Source organism: Aminobacter sp. AP02, assembly GCF_003148805.1.
Taxonomy (GTDB): domain Bacteria; phylum Pseudomonadota; class Alphaproteobacteria; order Rhizobiales; family Rhizobiaceae; genus Aminobacter.
This window is the reverse complement of sequence record NZ_QGGX01000003.1, coordinates 95057-112051: the sequence shown is the minus strand read 5'-3', so window position 1 is coordinate 112051 and position 16995 is coordinate 95057. Positions and strand designations below refer to the sequence as shown.

Annotated in this window: 14 protein-coding genes; 6 read left to right on the top strand and 8 right to left on the bottom strand. The window is 61.5% G+C overall.

The features are described from left to right. Window positions 1-13 precede the first annotated feature (13 nt). Window positions 14-2221, top strand: coding sequence for an RNA degradosome polyphosphate kinase (locus C8K44_RS04350; RefSeq protein WP_109574545.1), 2208 nt, complete (start codon window positions 14-16; stop codon window positions 2219-2221). Then, on the top strand, window positions 2221-3756 hold the full coding sequence (gene ppx, locus C8K44_RS04345) for an exopolyphosphatase (protein ID WP_109574544.1): 1536 nt from the start codon (window positions 2221-2223) through the stop codon (window positions 3754-3756). Before C8K44_RS04350 ends, ppx begins: the two co-directional genes overlap by 1 nt. On the opposite strand, the gene C8K44_RS04340 is transcribed toward ppx, so the two are convergent. From C8K44_RS04340 to C8K44_RS04325, 4 genes are all read right to left on the bottom strand, one after another. Beyond that, the gene (locus C8K44_RS04340) at window positions 3749-4162 is read right to left on the bottom strand and encodes a DoxX family protein (RefSeq protein WP_109574543.1); all 414 of its coding nucleotides are present in this window, start codon (window positions 4160-4162) and stop codon (window positions 3749-3751) included. The genes ppx and C8K44_RS04340 overlap by 8 nt on opposite strands. A gap of 126 nt (window positions 4163-4288) precedes the next feature. Then, entirely contained in the window at window positions 4289-4711 is a 423-nt protein-coding gene (locus C8K44_RS04335; protein ID WP_109574542.1) for a DoxX family protein, read from the bottom strand. Window positions 4712-4878: 167 nt separating this feature from the next. Next, on the bottom strand, window positions 4879-6276 hold the full coding sequence (gene fumC, locus C8K44_RS04330; protein ID WP_109574797.1) for a class II fumarate hydratase: 1398 nt from the start codon (window positions 6274-6276) through the stop codon (window positions 4879-4881). Between the two features lie 170 nt (window positions 6277-6446). Next, complete coding sequence (locus tag C8K44_RS04325; protein WP_109574541.1) at window positions 6447-6626, bottom strand: CsbD family protein; 180 nt, start codon at window positions 6624-6626, stop codon at window positions 6447-6449. Window positions 6627-6740: 114 nt separating this feature from the next. Between C8K44_RS04325 and C8K44_RS04320 the strand changes: the two genes are divergently transcribed. Further along, window positions 6741-8186 (top strand): patatin-like phospholipase family protein, encoded by a 1446-nt coding sequence (locus C8K44_RS04320; protein ID WP_109574540.1) that lies wholly within the window; start codon window positions 6741-6743, stop codon window positions 8184-8186. Between the two features lie 493 nt (window positions 8187-8679). Here the strand turns inward: C8K44_RS04320 and groL are convergent, their stop codons facing one another. The 3 genes from groL to C8K44_RS04305 form a co-directional block, all read right to left on the bottom strand. Continuing rightward, window positions 8680-10332 carry a chaperonin GroEL gene (groL, locus tag C8K44_RS04315; protein ID WP_109574539.1) on the bottom strand — a complete coding sequence of 551 codons (1653 nt, stop codon included), beginning with the start codon at window positions 10330-10332 and terminating at the stop codon, window positions 8680-8682. Between the two features lie 71 nt (window positions 10333-10403). Next, complete coding sequence (gene groES, locus C8K44_RS04310) at window positions 10404-10700, bottom strand: co-chaperone GroES (protein WP_018427182.1); 297 nt, start codon at window positions 10698-10700, stop codon at window positions 10404-10406. 156 nt (window positions 10701-10856) lie between these two features. After that, entirely contained in the window at window positions 10857-11471 is a 615-nt protein-coding gene (locus tag C8K44_RS04305) for a DsbA family protein (protein WP_109574538.1), read from the bottom strand. A 161-nt stretch (window positions 11472-11632) separates the two neighbouring features. On the opposite strand from C8K44_RS04305, the gene C8K44_RS04300 reads away from it, so the two are divergent. The 3 genes from C8K44_RS04300 (at window position 11633) to C8K44_RS04290 (ending at window position 14898) form a co-directional block, all read left to right on the top strand. Further along, complete coding sequence (locus tag C8K44_RS04300) at window positions 11633-12103, top strand: MarR family transcriptional regulator (RefSeq protein ID WP_199227017.1); 471 nt, start codon at window positions 11633-11635, stop codon at window positions 12101-12103. Beyond that, window positions 12100-13248: an HlyD family secretion protein gene (locus C8K44_RS04295; RefSeq protein WP_109574536.1), complete on the top strand. Its 1149-nt coding sequence runs from the start codon at window positions 12100-12102 to the stop codon at window positions 13246-13248. The genes C8K44_RS04300 and C8K44_RS04295 overlap by 4 nt, the downstream gene beginning before the upstream one ends. Before the next feature lie 111 nt (window positions 13249-13359). Beyond that, window positions 13360-14898, top strand: coding sequence for a DHA2 family efflux MFS transporter permease subunit (locus tag C8K44_RS04290; RefSeq protein ID WP_109574535.1), 1539 nt, complete (start codon window positions 13360-13362; stop codon window positions 14896-14898). A gap of 74 nt (window positions 14899-14972) precedes the next feature. On the opposite strand, the gene C8K44_RS04285 is transcribed toward C8K44_RS04290, so the two are convergent. Further along, a complete protein-coding gene (locus tag C8K44_RS04285; RefSeq protein WP_109574534.1) occupies window positions 14973-16973 on the bottom strand; it encodes a TadE/TadG family type IV pilus assembly protein in 2001 nt (666 codons plus the stop codon). Window positions 16974-16995 lie beyond the last annotated feature (22 nt).

Genomic DNA, 16995 nt, shown 5'->3' with positions numbered 1-16995 from the left:
GGAAGGATTGCATATGAATCAGTTGAGGCCGGTACTTACCGATTTCGTCAACGACAAGTCGCCGACCGACGCGGCAGACGGCAATCCCGATCGTTTCGTCAATCGTGAGTTCTCCTGGCTGCAGTTCAACAGGCGTGTGCTCGAGCAGTCGCAGAACCCGAGCCACCCCTTGCTCGAACGCGTGCGCTTCCTGTCGATTTCGGCTGGCAATCTCGACGAGTTCTTCATGGTCCGCGTTGCTGGCCTTGCCGGGCAGGTGCGCGAGGGAATCACCATTCGCAGCCCCGATGGCCGCACACCGCAGCAGCAGCTCGAACAGCTTTTGCTCGAGGTCGAGCGGCTCCAGGAAGATCAGCAGAAAAGCCTCGCCAGCCTGTTGGAACTGCTGAAGCTGGAAGGTATCGAGACAATTGCGGCGACCGACCTGACCAAGGATGAGAAGAAGTGGCTCGAGGACCACTTCATGGAACAGATATTCCCGGTCCTGACGCCGCTCTCGATCGATCCGGCGCATCCTTTCCCGTTCATCCCCAATCTCGGGTTTTCGATCGCGCTGCAGCTGCGCCATCGCAAGAACGGCGAGGAAATGACGGCCTTGCTGCGCCTGCCGGTGGCCCTGCGCCGCTATATCAGGCTGCCCGACCGCAAGCGCTCGGTGCGTTTTATCCCGATCGAAGAGACGGTCAGCCTGTTTATCGGCAAGCTCTTCCCCGGCTACGAAGTCAAGGGGTCAGGCACGTTCCAGATCATCCGCGACAGCGACATCGAGGTCGAAGAAGAATCCGAGGACCTGGTGCGTCTGTTCGAGACCGCGCTCAAGCGCCGCCGGCGCGGGTCGGTGATCCGCATCGAGTTCGACAGCCAGATGCCGGCGGAACTGCGCGACTTCGTTGCTGGCGAGCTCGGTGTGTCGGCGAATCGCGTCAGCGTGCTGAGCGGCCCGCTGGCCATCAACCAGATCTCCGAGATCGTGGCCGTGCCGCGCGACGACCTGAAATTCCCGCCCTTCAATCCGCGTTTCCCCGAGCGGATCCGCGACCATCGCGGCGATTGCTTCGCGGCAATCCGCGAGAAGGATTTCGTTGTCCACCACCCCTATGAATCCTTCGACGTCGTCGTGCAGTTCCTGCGCCAGGCGGCGATGGATCCCGAAGTGGTTGCGATCAAGCAGACGCTCTACCGCACGTCCAACGACAGCCCGATCGTGCGCGCGCTGGTTGACGCTGCCGAAGCCGGCAAGTCGGTGACGGCACTCGTCGAACTCAAGGCGCGCTTCGACGAGGAGGCCAATATCCGTTGGGCGCGCGATCTCGAGCGTGCGGGCGTGCAGGTGGTGTTCGGCTTCCTCGAACTCAAGACGCACGCCAAGATGTCGCTCGTGGTTCGCCGCGAGGATGGGCGTCTGCGCAATTACGTCCATCTTGGCACCGGCAACTACCACCCGATTACCGCGCGCATCTATACCGACCTGTCTTTCTTCACCACCGATTCGGCGATTGCCCGCGACGTGGCGCAGATCTTCAACTTCATCACCGGCTACGCCGAGCCGGCTGAGGAGATGTGCATAGCGCTGTCGCCCTACACGCTGCGCAGCCGCATCCTCAAGCATATCGCCGACGAGGTCGAACATGCACGTGCCGGCAAACCGGCGCAGATTTGGATGAAGATGAATTCGCTCGTCGACCCCATCATCATCGACGCGCTCTACGACGCGAGCCGAAGCGGGGTCGAGATCGATCTGGTGGTGCGCGGTATCTGCTGCCTGAGGCCGCAGGTTCCGGGTTTGTCGGAGAACATCCGGGTCAAGTCGATCGTCGGCCGTTTCCTCGAGCACAGCCGTATCTACTGCTTCGGCAACGGCCACGGCCTGCCGTCGGACGAGGCCGTCGTCTACATCAGTTCGGCTGATTTGATGCCGCGTAATCTCGACCGCCGTGTCGAATGCATGGTGCCGATTGCCATGCACTCGACTGTGCACGAGCAGGTGCTTGGCCAGGTCATGCTGGGAAACATCATGGACAACCAGCAAAGTTTCGAAGTATTGGCGGATGGAACCTCGCGGCGGATCACGCTGGACGAGGGCGAAGAGCCGTTCAATGCGCAGGAATATTTCATGACCAATCCGAGTCTGTCCGGACGGGGTGACGCGCTGAAGTCTCACGCGCCCAAACGCATCGCCCAGTTCAAACGGCGCAAGAAAGCAGAGGCGGCGGCCACCTGATGGCGCAGCTTTCGCAGGGCCGGCTCAAGGACCGCCGACCGCTGTCGATCATCGATATCGGCTCGAACTCCATACGTCTCGTGGTGTACGAAGGGTTGGCGCGATCGCCGACCCTCCTGTTCAACGAAAAGATGCTGGCGGGCCTTGGCCGCGGCATCGTTTCGACGGGAAAGCTCGACCCTGAGGGCGTGACGCGCTCGATGGAAGAGTTCAGGCGGTTTCGCGGACTGTCCGAACAGGCAGGCGCGGACAAGATGTACGTGCTGGCGACCGCGGCCGCACGAGAGGCCGTCAACGGTCCCGATTTCATCCAGCGCGCCGAAGATGTGCTCGGCACCAAGATTAAGGTGCTGACTGGCCGCGAAGAGGCTCATTATTCGGCTCTTGGGGTGATCTCCGGCTTTCATCCCGCCGACGGTATCGCGGGCGATCTGGGCGGTGGCAGCCTCGAACTCGTCGACGTCAGGGGCGAAAACATCGGCGACGGCATCACCTTGCCGCTCGGCGGTCTCAGGCTCCAGGACATGGCGAAAGGCTCGCCCGTGGCGGCGGCCAAGATCGCTCGCACCGAACTGATGCGCGCCAAGCTGCTCAAGGCCGGGCAGGGCAGGACCTTCTATGCGGTCGGTGGCACGTGGCGAAACCTCGCCCGCCTGCATATGGGCATCACCAACTATCCGCTCGAGGTGATGCACCACTATGAGCTTGATCCGACAAGCCTGATCCCCTTCCTCAAGCAGGTCGCGCGTGGCGACGTCGAGAAGGTCAAGGGCATCGAAGGCGTGTCGAAGAACCGCCGCACGCTCTTGCCGTATGGCGCGGTGGTGCTGCAGGAAATCATCGCGGCGATGGAGCCGTCGAAGATCGTTGTTTCTGCGCTAGGCGTGCGTGAGGGCTTTTTGTTTTCGCTGCTCGACGAGCAGGAGCAGCGTTCCGATCCGCTCATCTCTGCCGCCGAGGAACTGGCCTTGCTGCGCGCGCGTTCGGTGCTGCATGCTCATGAATTGACGGAGTGGACGAAGCAGTCATTTGCCGCCTTTGGCATTGACGAGACCGAGGAGGAGGCGCGCTATCGCCATGCCGCCTGCCTGCTGGCCGATATCGGTTGGCGCGCCCATCCCGAATATCGCGGCCGCCAATCGCTCAACATCATCGCGCACGCATCCTTCATCGGCGTCGACCATCCCGGCCGCGCATTCCTGGCACTGGCCAATCTGTTTCGCCATGACGGCGTCTTCAACGACAGCTTCGCCCCGGAACTGAAGGAACTGGCGACCCCGCGCTACCTCGAACGCGCGCGCATCCTGGGTGCCATGATGCGTGTTGTCTACCTGCTCACGGCCTCGATGCCTGGCGTGATGCCAAAACTGCGCTGGGTAGACCGGGGCAACGGCGTGCTGGCGCTGGTCATTCCGAGCGAATTCGGGCAGCTCTACGGTGAGCGACCGGCGGGACGTCTCGCCCAGCTTGCCAAGGTCACCGGCCGCAAGCTGGTTCTGGCCGTCGATGACGGCCCGAGCATCTCGGTCAAATAGCTCGGCGAAACAGCATCCGGTCGAGCGAGATCGCACCTGCGCCGGCCACAGATAGCGCGATCAGGCCTCCTGATGTGGCAATGTCTTTCATCAGGGCCTGCTGGTGCATGAAGGCCATCGCCGGATCGCCGCCGCCCTGGCCGTAGTGGCCAATGAAGCCCGCCGCCAGCGCAAAGGCGGCGAGCAACAGCGACGCCGCGCGGGTCTGGAAGCCAAGCAGCACCAGCGCCCCACCGCCAAGTTCGAGCAATCCGACGCCGAGTGCCACAAATGTCGGCAAGGGGAAGCCGAGCCCGGCGAAGTAGCTGGCGGAGCCTGAGATATTCGAAAGGGTACTGATGCCAGCGGGCACAAACAGTGCTGCGATCAGGATTCGGGCGACAAGCAGCAACAGATTGTTGAGCATCGGCGTGTCCTCACAGCCGCAGGATGCACCCGCTCCCGCTAGATGTCATCACCATGTCGAACTGTCAGGCGCACAAAAAAGCCCGGGTCGAGCCCGGGCCAATTTGGGGGAGGAGTTCTTTGTCGTTTAGCGGCGGCGAGCGTCGATTGACAGCGCGCCGGCTCCAAAGGCTGCGAGCACGAACAGGCCACCGGCGATTGCCAGGTTCTTCTGCAGGAACATCACCTGTGTCGGATCGGCGAAGTTGAGGTGGGCAATTGCGGTCGCAGCGAGGGTGAAGAGGCCGAGCACGATCGCGGCGACGCGGGTCTGGAAGCCAACCAGGATTGCGATGCCGCCGACTAGTTCTACCAGTCCGACGACGACGGTCGTCACGGTGGGAAGCGGCAGTCCGATGCTGGCGAACCAGCCGGCGGTGCCGGAAATGGCGGTCAGCTTGGCGAAGCCGGCGAGGATGAAGATGATCGACAGCAGGACGCGGCCGGCGAGAATGAGGGCCGAAGCGTTACCGCTGATGGCCTTTTCGGAAGCGATGGAAGCGTTGGACATTGGGTGAGGCTCCGTTGAAATTCGATGCCCCACACCTAGTGGATTCCGACTGTTCACTAAAGATGCGAATGTGTCGACAGATCGTTCACAGTTGGAATGGTTTTGCATTCTGGCGCCGCGGCATCCATTCGGATCCGCGGCGCCCTCCAGGTTCAGACAAAGGGCAATCAACCCGGATGGGTCATGTCTTCCGGGCGCACGATCCGGTCGTAGTCTTCGGCCGAGACCAGTCCGGTCGCCAAGGCTTCCTCGCGCAGTGTCGTGCCATTCTTGTGCGCGGTCTTGGCGATCTTGGCCGCGTTATCATAGCCGATGGTCGGCGCAAGCGCGGTGACCAGCATCAGCGAGCGGTCGAGGGCTGCCTTGATGTTGTCTTCGCGCGCCTCGATGCCGACGACGCAATTGTCGGTGAACGAGACAACCGCATCGGCCATCAACTGCACCGACTGCAGGAAGTTGTAGGCCATGACAGGGTTATAGACGTTGAGTTCGAAGTGGCCCTGGCTGCCGGCGAAGGTGAGTGCCGCGTTGTTGCCGAACACTTGTACGCAGACCTGGGTCAGCGCTTCGCACTGGGTCGGATTGACCTTGCCCGGCATGATCGACGAACCCGGCTCGTTTTCCGGCAGCGACAGCTCGCCAAGACCCGAGCGCGGGCCCGAACCAAGGAAACGGATGTCGTTGGCAATCTTGAACAGTGCTGCGGCCGTAGCGTTGATGGCGCCATGACTGAACACCATTGAATCGTGAGCGGCGAGCGCTTCGAACTTGTTGGGCGCGGTGACGAAGGCAAGACCGGTGATGGCGGCGATCTGTTCGGCCACCTTCTCGGCGAAGCCGATAGGCGCGTTGAGCCCGGTGCCGACGGCCGTGCCGCCCTGGGCGAGTTCCTGGAGGCCGGGCAGGGTCAGTTCGATGCGCTTGATCGAAGATGCGACCTGGGCGGCGTATCCGCCGAACTCCTGGCCCAGCGTCAGCGGCGTCGCATCCTGGGTGTGGGTGCGGCCGATCTTGATGATGTGGTCGAATTCTCGCGCCTTCTTGTCGAGTGCCGCATGCAGGTGCCTCAGCGCCGGCAGCAGGTCATGGACGATACGCTCGGCGCAGGCGATATGCATGGCCGTCGGATAAGTGTCGTTCGACGACTGGCTCATGTTGACGTGGTCGTTGGGATGAACTGGCTTCTTGGAGCCCATCTCGCCGCCCAGCATCTCGATGGCGCGGTTGGAGATCACTTCGTTGGCGTTCATGTTCGACTGCGTACCTGAACCGGTCTGCCAGACGACCAGCGGGAAGTGGTCGTTGAGCTTGCCGTCGATGACTTCCTGCGCGGCAGCCACAACCGTATTGCCGATCTTGGGGTCGAGGCGGCCGAGCGCCATGTTGGCTTCGGCACAGGCGCGCTTGACGATGCCGAGTGCGCGGACGACCGACAAAGGCTGCTTTTCCCAGCCGATCTTGAAGTTGCCGAGCGAGCGTTGCGCCTGCGCGCCCCAATAGCGGTCGGAAGCGACCTCGATTGGTCCGAAGGTGTCGGTCTCGGTTCTGGTCTTCTGGGCTGTCACGATCAGGTCTCCGGAAAATCTCGTTGCGGGCATCGGCCTATCGCGTTGCACACAAGGCTTCAAGGGGAGATTGGGAAGCGCGGGAAACCTAATCGGTTCAAGGAGGATATCGACGCCAAGGACACGGAAAAAGGCGGCCGGAGCCGCCTTTGTTTGCGCTGTGCGCGAAGTCAAAGTGCCTTCTTGATCTTCTCTTTGGTGTCGCCGTAAGCTTTCTGAACCTTGCCGGCGATCCTTTCTGCGGTGCCTTTTGCCTGGGTCTGTCTGTCGCCGGTGGCCTTGCCGGCTGCCTCCTTGACCGAGCCGGAAACCTGCTTGGCAACACCCTTGACCTGGTCCCTGTTCACCATTTCGCATCTCCTGTGACGTATGGCAGAACAACGTGCGGGATGCCGAGGGGTTCCGCTGTTTCGAAGTTCAGATCCGGCCAGGCAGGCTGATCGAACCAGAAGTCGGGGGAATGGATGCGGTGGGCAGTTTGTGCGGCGTTGTCTGCGGCTCTTTCATTGGCCGGCTGCGTGGCCGGTGATGTCGGTCCGATCAACACCCTTACAACCCAGGTCGGCGAATCCTCACCGGAATTCATCCCGGAGCCAGGCGACGACGGCTCGACGGTGGTGGGACTAGCCTTTTCTGGCGGTGGCATGCGCGCGGCGGCCTTCGCTTATGGCGTGTTGCGCGAACTCGACGCCACCATCATCGACGAGCAACCGGTTACGCGCAGCCTCGTTGACAACATTCGCATGATTTCGGGCGCGTCTGGCGGGGCGGTTACCGCCTCGTACTTTGGCTACCGGGGGAGGGACGACTACCACGACTTTCGCGAGCGGTTTCTCATCCGCGACGCCGAGGCCTATCTCAGGAAATCGACCATATCGCCGCTCAATCTGGCGCGTGCGTTCAATGGCGGCGTCAATGACCGCAACAGCTTCGCCAGATGGCTCGAGGACAACCTGTTCAATGGCGCGACCTATGCCAATTTTCGACGCCCTGATGCCCCCATCGTTTGGATAAACGCTTCCGATATCTACAATCGCACGCCCTTCCTGTTCACCTATGACACGTTCGCCGCCTTGTGCAGCGATCTCGACAAGGTTCGGCTGGCGGATGCCGTTGCCGCGTCGGCCGCGGTTCCCGTCATCTTTGCGCCCGTCGTCATCTCGGCCACCAGCCCGAACTGCGGCTACCGCAAGCCTGAGTGGCTGAGCCGTGCGCTTGCCGACACTGACGCGTCGACCAGGCTCAAGGCCTATGCTGGCGCCTTGAAGGCTTACCAGGAGACCGATCGCCTCGAATATGTGAAGCTGCTCGACGGCGGCCTGACCGACAATCTGGGCATCACGGGCTTTACCATCGAGCGCTCGTCGGCCGGCACGCCTTACGGTCCGCTATCGCCGGCGGCAGCGGTCAAGCTGCGGACGCTGCTGTTCATCGTTGCCGATGCGGGCCGCGACGACGAGGTGGATTGGGGTGAGCGGATAAACGGCCCCAAGCTGCCCAACCTTTTGGAAGCCGTGACCAACACCTCCTTTTCAGCCTCGGTTCGCGATCAGTTGGACGCGCTGAAATTTGCCGTCGGCGAGTGGCGCGGCGAACTCATCCGCTATCGCTGCAGCCTCTCGGCCGAGGCGGTCAGGCGCCTGCGGGGTTCACTTTCTGGATGGGACTGCCGCGACGTGCGCCTTGTCGTCGAGCACCTGTCATTTGCCGATCTCGATACGTCGGCGCAGGCAAAGCTCAACCGCGTTCCAACCAGACTGAAGCTGCCGATCGAGCAGGTTGACCTCACCATCGCGGCTGGACGCGAGGCAATTCGGGTCAATGATACGCTCAAGGAGGCTGTCGCCGACATACGCCACCATGCCGGTGTCCTTGATGCGCTGCAGATTGCGTCAGGCAACGCGAATTGACCGGGCACGGAAAGGCTGGACGGCATGAATCAGAACGCCTCCGGCACCCGTTTATGGTGCTGGAGGCGTCCTATTTGTCCTTTGGAATTCCTTTTGGATTGCTCCATCCAGACGTACCTCGGACCTGCTCAAAACGAACGTCGCCGGAAAAGGTTCCACCTTGCTGCGATTTTTTTTGAGAATTTTTCAGACAAGGTGAAGGCCTGTCCTCACGCCACCTCTGGCACTTCGTGCTCCGCAGAAACGGCGGTTCTTGCGACAAGCGACAAGCTAGCGCCGTATCACCATACCAGATTGGCGGGCCCGGCGACATTACGACGCTGATTGTCGAGGGCAGCGTCGCTGACGAGCGCATCGCCGCCCTTGCCGGCAGTGGCGTTTCGATCATGCGTGGGCCAGGAACCGACATCACTCAGGCTGAGAAGTGGCGCGGGTGACTAACGAAAAAGGGCGCCCGAAGGCGCCCTTTCCGTAGTTGAGCCGGTTGGCTGGATTAGAAGTCCATGCCGCCCATGCCTCCCATGCCACCGCCAGGCATACCGCCCGGCATGCCGCCGGCGGAGTCCTTCTTCGGAGCTTCGGCGATCATGGCTTCGGTGGTGACCAGCAGGCCAGCAACCGAGGCAGCGTCCTGGAGAGCCGTGCGAACGACCTTGACCGGATCGACGATACCAAAAGCGATCATGTCGCCGTATTCGCCGGTCTGGGCGTTGTAGCCGAAGGTCGCGGTCTTGTTCTCGAGGATCTTGCCGGCAACGATCGAAGCTTCAGCACCTGCGTTCGCAGCGATCTGGCGGGCCGGAGCCTGCAGAGCGCGACGGACGATGTTGATGCCGGCGACCTGGTCGGAGTTCTCGCCGACCGCCTTGATCGCGAGCGACGAACGCAGCAGAGCGACGCCACCGCCGGGAACGATGCCTTCTTCAACGGCAGCGCGGGTCGCGTTCAGAGCGTCATCGACGCGGTCCTTGCGCTCCTTGACCTCGATCTCGGTCGCACCGCCGACGCGGATGACGGCAACGCCGCCTGCCAGCTTGGCGAGACGTTCCTGCAGCTTCTCCTTGTCGTAGTCCGACGTGGTCTCTTCGATCTGCTGCTTGATCTGGGCAACGCGGCCCTGGATCTCGGCCTTCTTGCCGGCGCCGTCGACGATGGTGGTGTTCTCCTTGGAGATCGACACCTTCTTGGCGCGGCCGAGCATGTTCAGTCCGACGTTCTCGAGCTTGATGCCGAGGTCTTCGGAGATGACCTGGCCACCGGTCAGGATGGCGATGTCTTCCAGCATGGCCTTGCGGCGATCGCCGAAGCCCGGAGCCTTGACGGCAGCAATCTTCAGGCCGCCACGCAGCTTGTTGACGACGAGCGTGGCCAGTGCCTCGCCTTCGACGTCTTCAGAGATGATGAGGAGCGGCTTGGAGGTCTGCACGACGGCTTCGAGAACCGGCAGCATGGCCTGGAGGTTCGACAGCTTCTTCTCGTGGAGAAGGATGTAGGCGTCTTCCAGCTCGGCAACCATCTTGTCCGGGTTGGTGACGAAGTAAGGCGAGAGGTAGCCGCGGTCGAACTGCATGCCTTCGACGACTTCCAGTTCGGTCTCGGCGGTCTTGGCTTCTTCAACCGTGATGACGCCTTCGTTGCCGACCTTCTGCATCGCTTCCGCGATCATCGAGCCGATTTCCTTCTCGCCGTTCGCCGAGATGGTGCCGACCTGAGCGACTTCTTCCGAGGTCTTGATCTTCTTCGACGACTTTACGAGGTGGGTGACGACTTCGCTGACAGCGAGGTCGATGCCGCGCTTCAGGTCCATCGGGTTCATGCCGGCGGCAACGGCCTTGTGGCCTTCCTGGACGATGGCCTGGGCCAGAACGGTAGCGGTCGTGGTGCCGTCGCCGGCGATGTCGTTAGTCTTCGAAGCAACTTCGCGGACCATCTGGGCGCCCATGTTCTCGAACTTGTCTTCAAGCTCGATTTCCTTGGCGACGGTGACGCCGTCCTTGGTGATGCGCGGGGCGCCGAACGACTTGTCGATGACGACGTTGCGGCCCTTCGGGCCAAGCGTAACCTTCACCGCGTCGGCGAGGATGTTGACGCCGCGCAGCATGCGCTCGCGGGCGTCACGGGAGAACTTTACGTCTTTAGCAGCCATTTTAAGCTCCTCGATGGGCCTTGGGTTATCGCGGCCCGAATTTCAGATTGGATGGTGCGGATGGGTGGCGATTAGCCGATGATGCCCATGATGTCGGATTCCTTCATGATCAGAAGGTCTTCGCCATTGAGCTTAACTTCGGTGCCCGACCACTTGCCGAACAGCACGCGGTCACCAGCCTTGACGTCCAGCGGGACGAGCTTGCCGGCTTCATCGCGAGCGCCAGAGCCGACGGCGACGATTTCGCCTTCCTGCGGCTTTTCCTTGGCCGTATCGGGGATGATGATCCCGCCGGCGGTCTTGGATTCGGATTCGACCCGGCGAACGACCACGCGGTCATGAAGCGGGCGGAACTTCGACTTTGCCATTTGAACTTCCTCGGTGAACTGTTGAGAACCCTCGGTCCGGGCTGGCCGGACTTGGTTAGCACTCACTTCGAGCGAGTGCTAACGTGCCGCTGAGATAGTCCGTCGCCCTTTTACTGTCAAGGGAACGACAGCTTCGTGACAGCGAGATTCCTTGGTTTACGAGCGTGCCAGTGCGATGGCTTCGCGGAAGTCGTCAGCCGACATGCCACGCTTATACAGGGACTTGCCAATCAGAAAGCCGGGCGTGCCCCTGAGCTGGAAAGCCGTGGCCTGGGCATGGCTGCGCGCAAGCAGGTTTACGAAGGTGTCGCGGCGTGTGTCGATTTCGCTGCGAGCTTGCGGGACGCTGACGCCGATATCGCTCAGAAGGTCGGCCGTGCTGCTGAACGTCAGGCGTTCGCGAGTGGTCATCAGGGTGCGGACCGCGTCGGCGTAGCGCCCCTGGCTGTTTGAGGCCAGGGTCAGCAGCGCGGCGTTGCGTGACACCTCGCCAAAGATTGGCCAATCGCGCAGGAGCACGCGAATGTTGCCGTCCTCGGCCATGACCTTCGAGAGCTCTATGAAACTCAGCTTGCAGTAAGGGCACTGGTAGTCGGTGAATTCGACCACAGTCACGTCGCCCTTTGGATTGCCAAGAACCGGAATATCCGGATCGAAGGCAACATCTTCGACTGAAGGCATTGGGGCGGCCCAAAGCGGCAGGGGCGCCATGACGCCCAGGCCGGCAATGGCCTTGAGAATATGACGCCGGTTCGGCGGCCTGTCCTGCATGCAATTGATCCCGTTGTGTCTGGCGCTTTCCTAAGCGATGCGTGGCCATGAATGATAGCGGCGCATTCGCCATGTGAGCGCACAAGAGTGTGAACACAATACGATGGTGCCATGCAAAATAGCCGCTTGAATGATAAGCATGCTTATAATATATGCCGCTCATGAAAAACGAAGGCATCGAAAGGCTCGGCTTCCTCATCCACGACGCGGCGCGGCTCATGCGTCGCAATTTTGAGCAGCGCGGAAGCGAATTTGGGCTGTCGGCTGCGCAGTGGCGACTACTTGTCAGGCTGGTCAAGGAAGAGGGTGTGGCGCAGGCGCGTCTTGCCGAACTTCTCGAAATCGAGCCGATCAGCGTCTCACGGCTGCTGGACAGGATGGAGGAGGGCGGCTGGATCGAGCGCCGTCAAGGCAATGCCGATAGGCGGGTGCGCATGATCTTCCCGACCGACAAGGCCCGTGAGGCCTTTACCAAGGTCAAGGCTGTTGCCGGCGAGGTCTATGAGCGGGCGCTTTCCGGGCTTTCACCTGAAGAGCGGCTCGCCACGGTCCACGGCCTGCGCGCCATAGTCGACAACCTTTCTGCGGGCGAACCCGCTGATGCGAATTGTTTGAGAGAGACGACAAAATGAACGCGGTCGCGAAAGTGAACGAAAACAGCGCCAAGGTCGAACTCGCAGCCCCGGTGGTCACTCAGCTTGAGCAGCCGGTCGCTGCACCTGCGCCGGCACCGAAGAAGCGTGGGCGCTTTGTATTGATGGCGGCTCTGCCGCTGGCCCTGGTGGTCGGTGGCGGTTATTTCTGGGTAACCGGCGGCCGCTACCAGGAAACCGAAAACGCCAATCTGCGCCAGGCCAGGATGATCATCGCCTCGGAGGAAGCAGGGCGGATCATCAAGGTCGATGTCGCCGACAACACCATGGTCAAGGCCGGTGACGTCCTGTTCGAGGTCGATCCGGAGCCCTACAGGATCGCTTTGGCGCAGGCCGACGCCGCGCTCGCCGGCGCACGCCTCAATGTCGAGCAGCTTCGCGCCGCCTACAGTCAGGCGGTCGCGCAGGAGCGCGTCGCGGCCAGTGGGCTCGACTATGCCCAGGCCCAGTTCGACCGCAGCAACGATCTGGTCACCAAGGGTGTGAACACCAAATCGTCCCTGGATGAAGCGCGCATGGAACTCGACAAGTCCCAGCAGCAGCACAGCGCTGCCGCGCAGGGCATCGTAAGCGCCAAGGCAGCACTCGGTGGCAATCCCGATATCGAGACTGACAAGCATCCCACCGTGCTGGCGGCACAGGCCGCGCGTGACAACGCAGCCTTCAATCTGGCGCAGACGACAGTTCGCGCACCTGCCGATGGTGTGGTCTCGCAGGCAGCTTCGTTCAAGGTCGGGCAGTTCGTAGGTGCGGGCACCGCGCTGTTCAGCTTGGTCGAGACCGGCGACACGTGGGTCGAGGCAAACTTCAAGGAAACGCAGCTCACCCACATCAAGCCGGGCCAGGAAGCCGAGATCGTGCTCGACACCTATCCCGACCGAACCTTCCGCGGCACGGTTGAGGCAATCGGCGCTGGCACCGGTGCGGAGTTCTCGCTGCTGCCCGCCCAGAACGCCACCGGCAACTGGGTCAAGGTCACGCAGCGCATCCCCGTGCGGGTCAAGGTCGATACCGCCGATGGCGGGCTGGCCTTGCGCACCGGCATGAGTGCCACGGTGTCGATCGACACCGGCGTATCCCGCGGCTTCGGCAGCATCTTCGGCCACGCCGTGGCCGCGGAATAAGCAGCGCCGCAGCGCGCACAAAAGTTCCGGGTTGAACCGGCCGCCAATGGCGGCCGGCCCTCCGGTTTTCGGGCCGCCGCTTGACGGCCGCAAGGTCCCAGGGTTGGTCGAATGAGCCAGTCAGCCACAAAGTCCCTCACCGAGGTGCCGCATCGCGGCCTGATCACCATCGCCATCATGCTGGCGACGGTGATGCAGGTGCTCGATACCACCATCGCCAACGTTGCGTTGCCGTCGATGGTCGGCGACCTTGGCGCTTCCCAGGACACGATCAACTGGGTGCTGACGTCCTACATCGTCGCGGCTGCCATCATGACGCCGCTGACCGGCTGGCTGTCGGACCGCTTCGGCCGCAAGGAACTGTTTCTGGTTTCCGTTGTCGGCTTCACCATCATGTCGATGCTCTGCGGTGTTGCCTGGAGCCTGGAGTCGATGGTGCTGTTCCGCCTGCTGCAGGGCGTGTTCGGCGCGGCGATCGTGCCGCTGAGCCAGACCTTCCTGCTCGACATCAATCCCAAGGAGCGCCACGGCCAGGCCATGGCCATGTGGGGTGCCGGCATCATGGTCGGCCCGATCATCGGCCCGACGCTCGGCGGCTGGCTGACCGAGAGCTTCAACTGGCGCTGGGTGTTCTTCATCAACCTGCCGGTGGGCATCGTCGCTTTCCTGGGCTCGGCCGCCTACCTGCCGACCATCGTCAAGCGTCTGCGCGGGTTCGACTTTTTCGGTTTTGCGATGCTGTCGCTGGGCGTCGGCGCGCTCCAGCTCATGCTCGACCGCGGCGGCGAGGTCGATTGGTTCTCCGCGGCCGAGATATGGATCGAGCTCGGGCTTGCCGTCACCGGGTTCTGGGTCTTCGCCGTGCACATGGCGACGTCCAAGAATACGTTCCTCGATCCGAAGATATTCACCGACCGCAATTTCGTGACCGGGCTGGTGTTCATCTTCGTCATCGGCGTCATCCTGCTGGCGAGCCTTGCGCTTCTGCCGCCGATGCTGACGCGCATCTACGGCTATCCGACCATCACCACCGGTCTGGTCATGGCGCCGCGTGGCGTCGGCACCATGGTCTCGATGCTGCTTGTCGGGCGATTGGTGCGCCTGGTCGACAACCGTTATCTGGTTGTCGCCGGCCTGCTGCTGACGGCGCTCTCGCTCTATTACATGACAGGCTTCACGCCGCAGATGGATGCTTTCCTGATCATCTCGACAGGAGTGATCCAGGGACTCGGGCTCGGTCTGGTGTTCGTGCCGCTATCGACGGTGGCGTTCGCGACGCTTGCGCCGCGTCACCGCACCGATGCGGCGAGCCTGTTCAGTCTCGTCCGCAACATCGGATCGTCGATCGGCATTTCGATCGTCTCGGTGCTGTTGACCCGCAACATCCAGATCAACCATGCGGAGCTGTCGACGAACATCACGGCGTTCAACCCCAACCTGATGGCCATATCGCCCGGTGCTGCGGCCGGCGACCCGTTGGCGCTGACGCAGATAGATGGAATGGTCAACATCCAGTCGCTGATGATCTCCTACATCGACGACTTCAAGCTGATGATGATCGTGTCGCTCTGCGCGATCCCGCTGGCGCTGCTGTTGCGCAAGCCAACCAGCCAGCCCGTTGGCGGCGCACCTGCGGCACATATGGACTGAAATGGTAGTAACCGACACGAAAAGGCGCCCGTCCGCGAGGAGGGCGCCTTTTCGCTGGATCGGTGGCGCTGCGGTCAGCTGACGATGCGCAGGTTGGAAAGCTCGTCGGCGATTTCCTGGAAGACCTGCATCAGATTGGCGCCGGTGGCGTTCCAAAACAGCTTCTTGCCGGCAGTGGTGCGCGAGTAGGATGCGCAGTTGGTCATTGCGTCGATCGCCTTTTTCTCGCTCGATTTGGACGCGCTGAGATCCAACGAAACGGTCATCACAATGACGTTGTCGGAACCAGATCCGTCAGCCTTGCGTGCGTTCGTGCCCTTTGCGTTGGCGCAGACCTTCTGTAGGTTTTCATCCATCGCGGCCTGGAAATTGTTCTGAGTATACGTGGTCTTGCTGACTGCGCTTGACGTATCCTTGAATATGCGGGTGACTCCGCTCGATGCATAGGTTCGACCAGCATAGCCGTAAGCGGCATAGGTCGACTTGTTGCTGGCTCCGTCGTTGCCGCTAGCAGGGCTGTAAGTGTTGGCGCCGTCTGTCAGCACGATGATGACCTTGTCGTTGCCGCGCTGGCCGTCCGGCCGCCCTTCGGTGAAGGGGGCTCCGCTTGATACTACGCGCCAGCCCCAGGCTGTGCCCTCGGGAACGTTGGTGTTGCCACCGGGCTGCATCGCATTGATGGCGTTCTCGACGAGTTCTCTTCCAGCAGCAGTAGTGACGTCCGTCAGTGGCGTGACAGGGGTCGTTGTGCAGGAGAAATTCGGTCCATAGCCGTCACCTGCCGCGCTCGCTTTGAAAGGCTTGGTACGGAAGTATTTCCGCATGTCCGCCTGGCGGGTAGCTACGGTCTTGTCGTCGTTCCAGTCCGCCCACCATGAGTTCTTATAACCATAGTTGGTCGTGTCCTTAAGTTCGTTGATATTGTCGTCGTTGAGATCGCGCCAAAGGTGCCCAGCCTCATCGGGCGCGAACATAGGAACGAACAAGGTGGCGGGAATTGTTTTTGTAGCAGGCGTGTCGTCGTTATTGTAGGGAGTGGGGCGGGCCTCCACGCACCCTTGCCAGCTTGTGTATTGTTCCACCGTGTACTGATACTCCTTGTCGGTGGTGTATGAATTGCAAGTTCCGGATGTCGGATTCTTGCAAACGCGTCGCGAGCTATTGGGGATCGCTTCGCGGTCCGTTTGTGCGAGGATGTCCTGATAAAGGCTGAACCGGGTCAGATAGCCGCCCTCAGTCGGGCCCCAGCCAGTCCCGTCCTTGACCCAAGCGCCACCCGAATATCTCGCGAAACGTTCACCGATCTGAGCAATGTCCGCGGTCGTCATGTTTGCACGCGTCATTTTTGACCAATCGAAATTCTCATGATGGATCGGAGACAGCCCATCAGTGTCCAGCCACGGCTTCGAGTCTGTGTCGGGTGCGATGTTGACCGACGCGGCAAACGGCACCACACCGAAGCGGACAGGTTCGTTTATCTGCCGCATCGCACTGGCCTGTTCAGCCATCCTGGCGACGAGCTGTGTTGAGGCGGCCCTCAGGAGATCAATACGCCTTTGACCCGTGCCGGATCCCAAATTTTCCATCGATTTTGAGTTATCAAGTACAAGTGCCACTTCTATTGTGTTCTGGAGCCGGATTCCTGACTTGACGACAAAACTGAGGTTGACGTTGTCGCTGGTTTTGCCCAGCAGCGCGGCAGCGACTGGCAGGAAGTATGGCTTGTATGTGAGCGTGGCTTCCATCTCCAACATGCCGCCACCAAAGTTGTTGTTAGGCAGCGTCACTTTCAGGGGCGCGTTGGCAGGCTTGACGGAACCGAGATTGTTGTTGAAGAAATCGGCGGCGTAGCTCTTCAGTTGGGCGTCGGTCAGCGGTTCGCCGTTCGACCCGTCGAGAATGCGTCGTGCGACAGCCATGCCCGCAGCATCGAGTGAATTTCGCACCACTTCGCGTTGACGCGAGATCTCGGCGTAATCGATGGCGAGCGCCAACGCGCCCATGATCGGTACCATCGCGGCGGCGGTCAAGATCGCGTAGTTGCCGCGTTCGTCCTTCAGGAATTTGCGGATCATGGAATTGGCCCCCAAGCTCAAT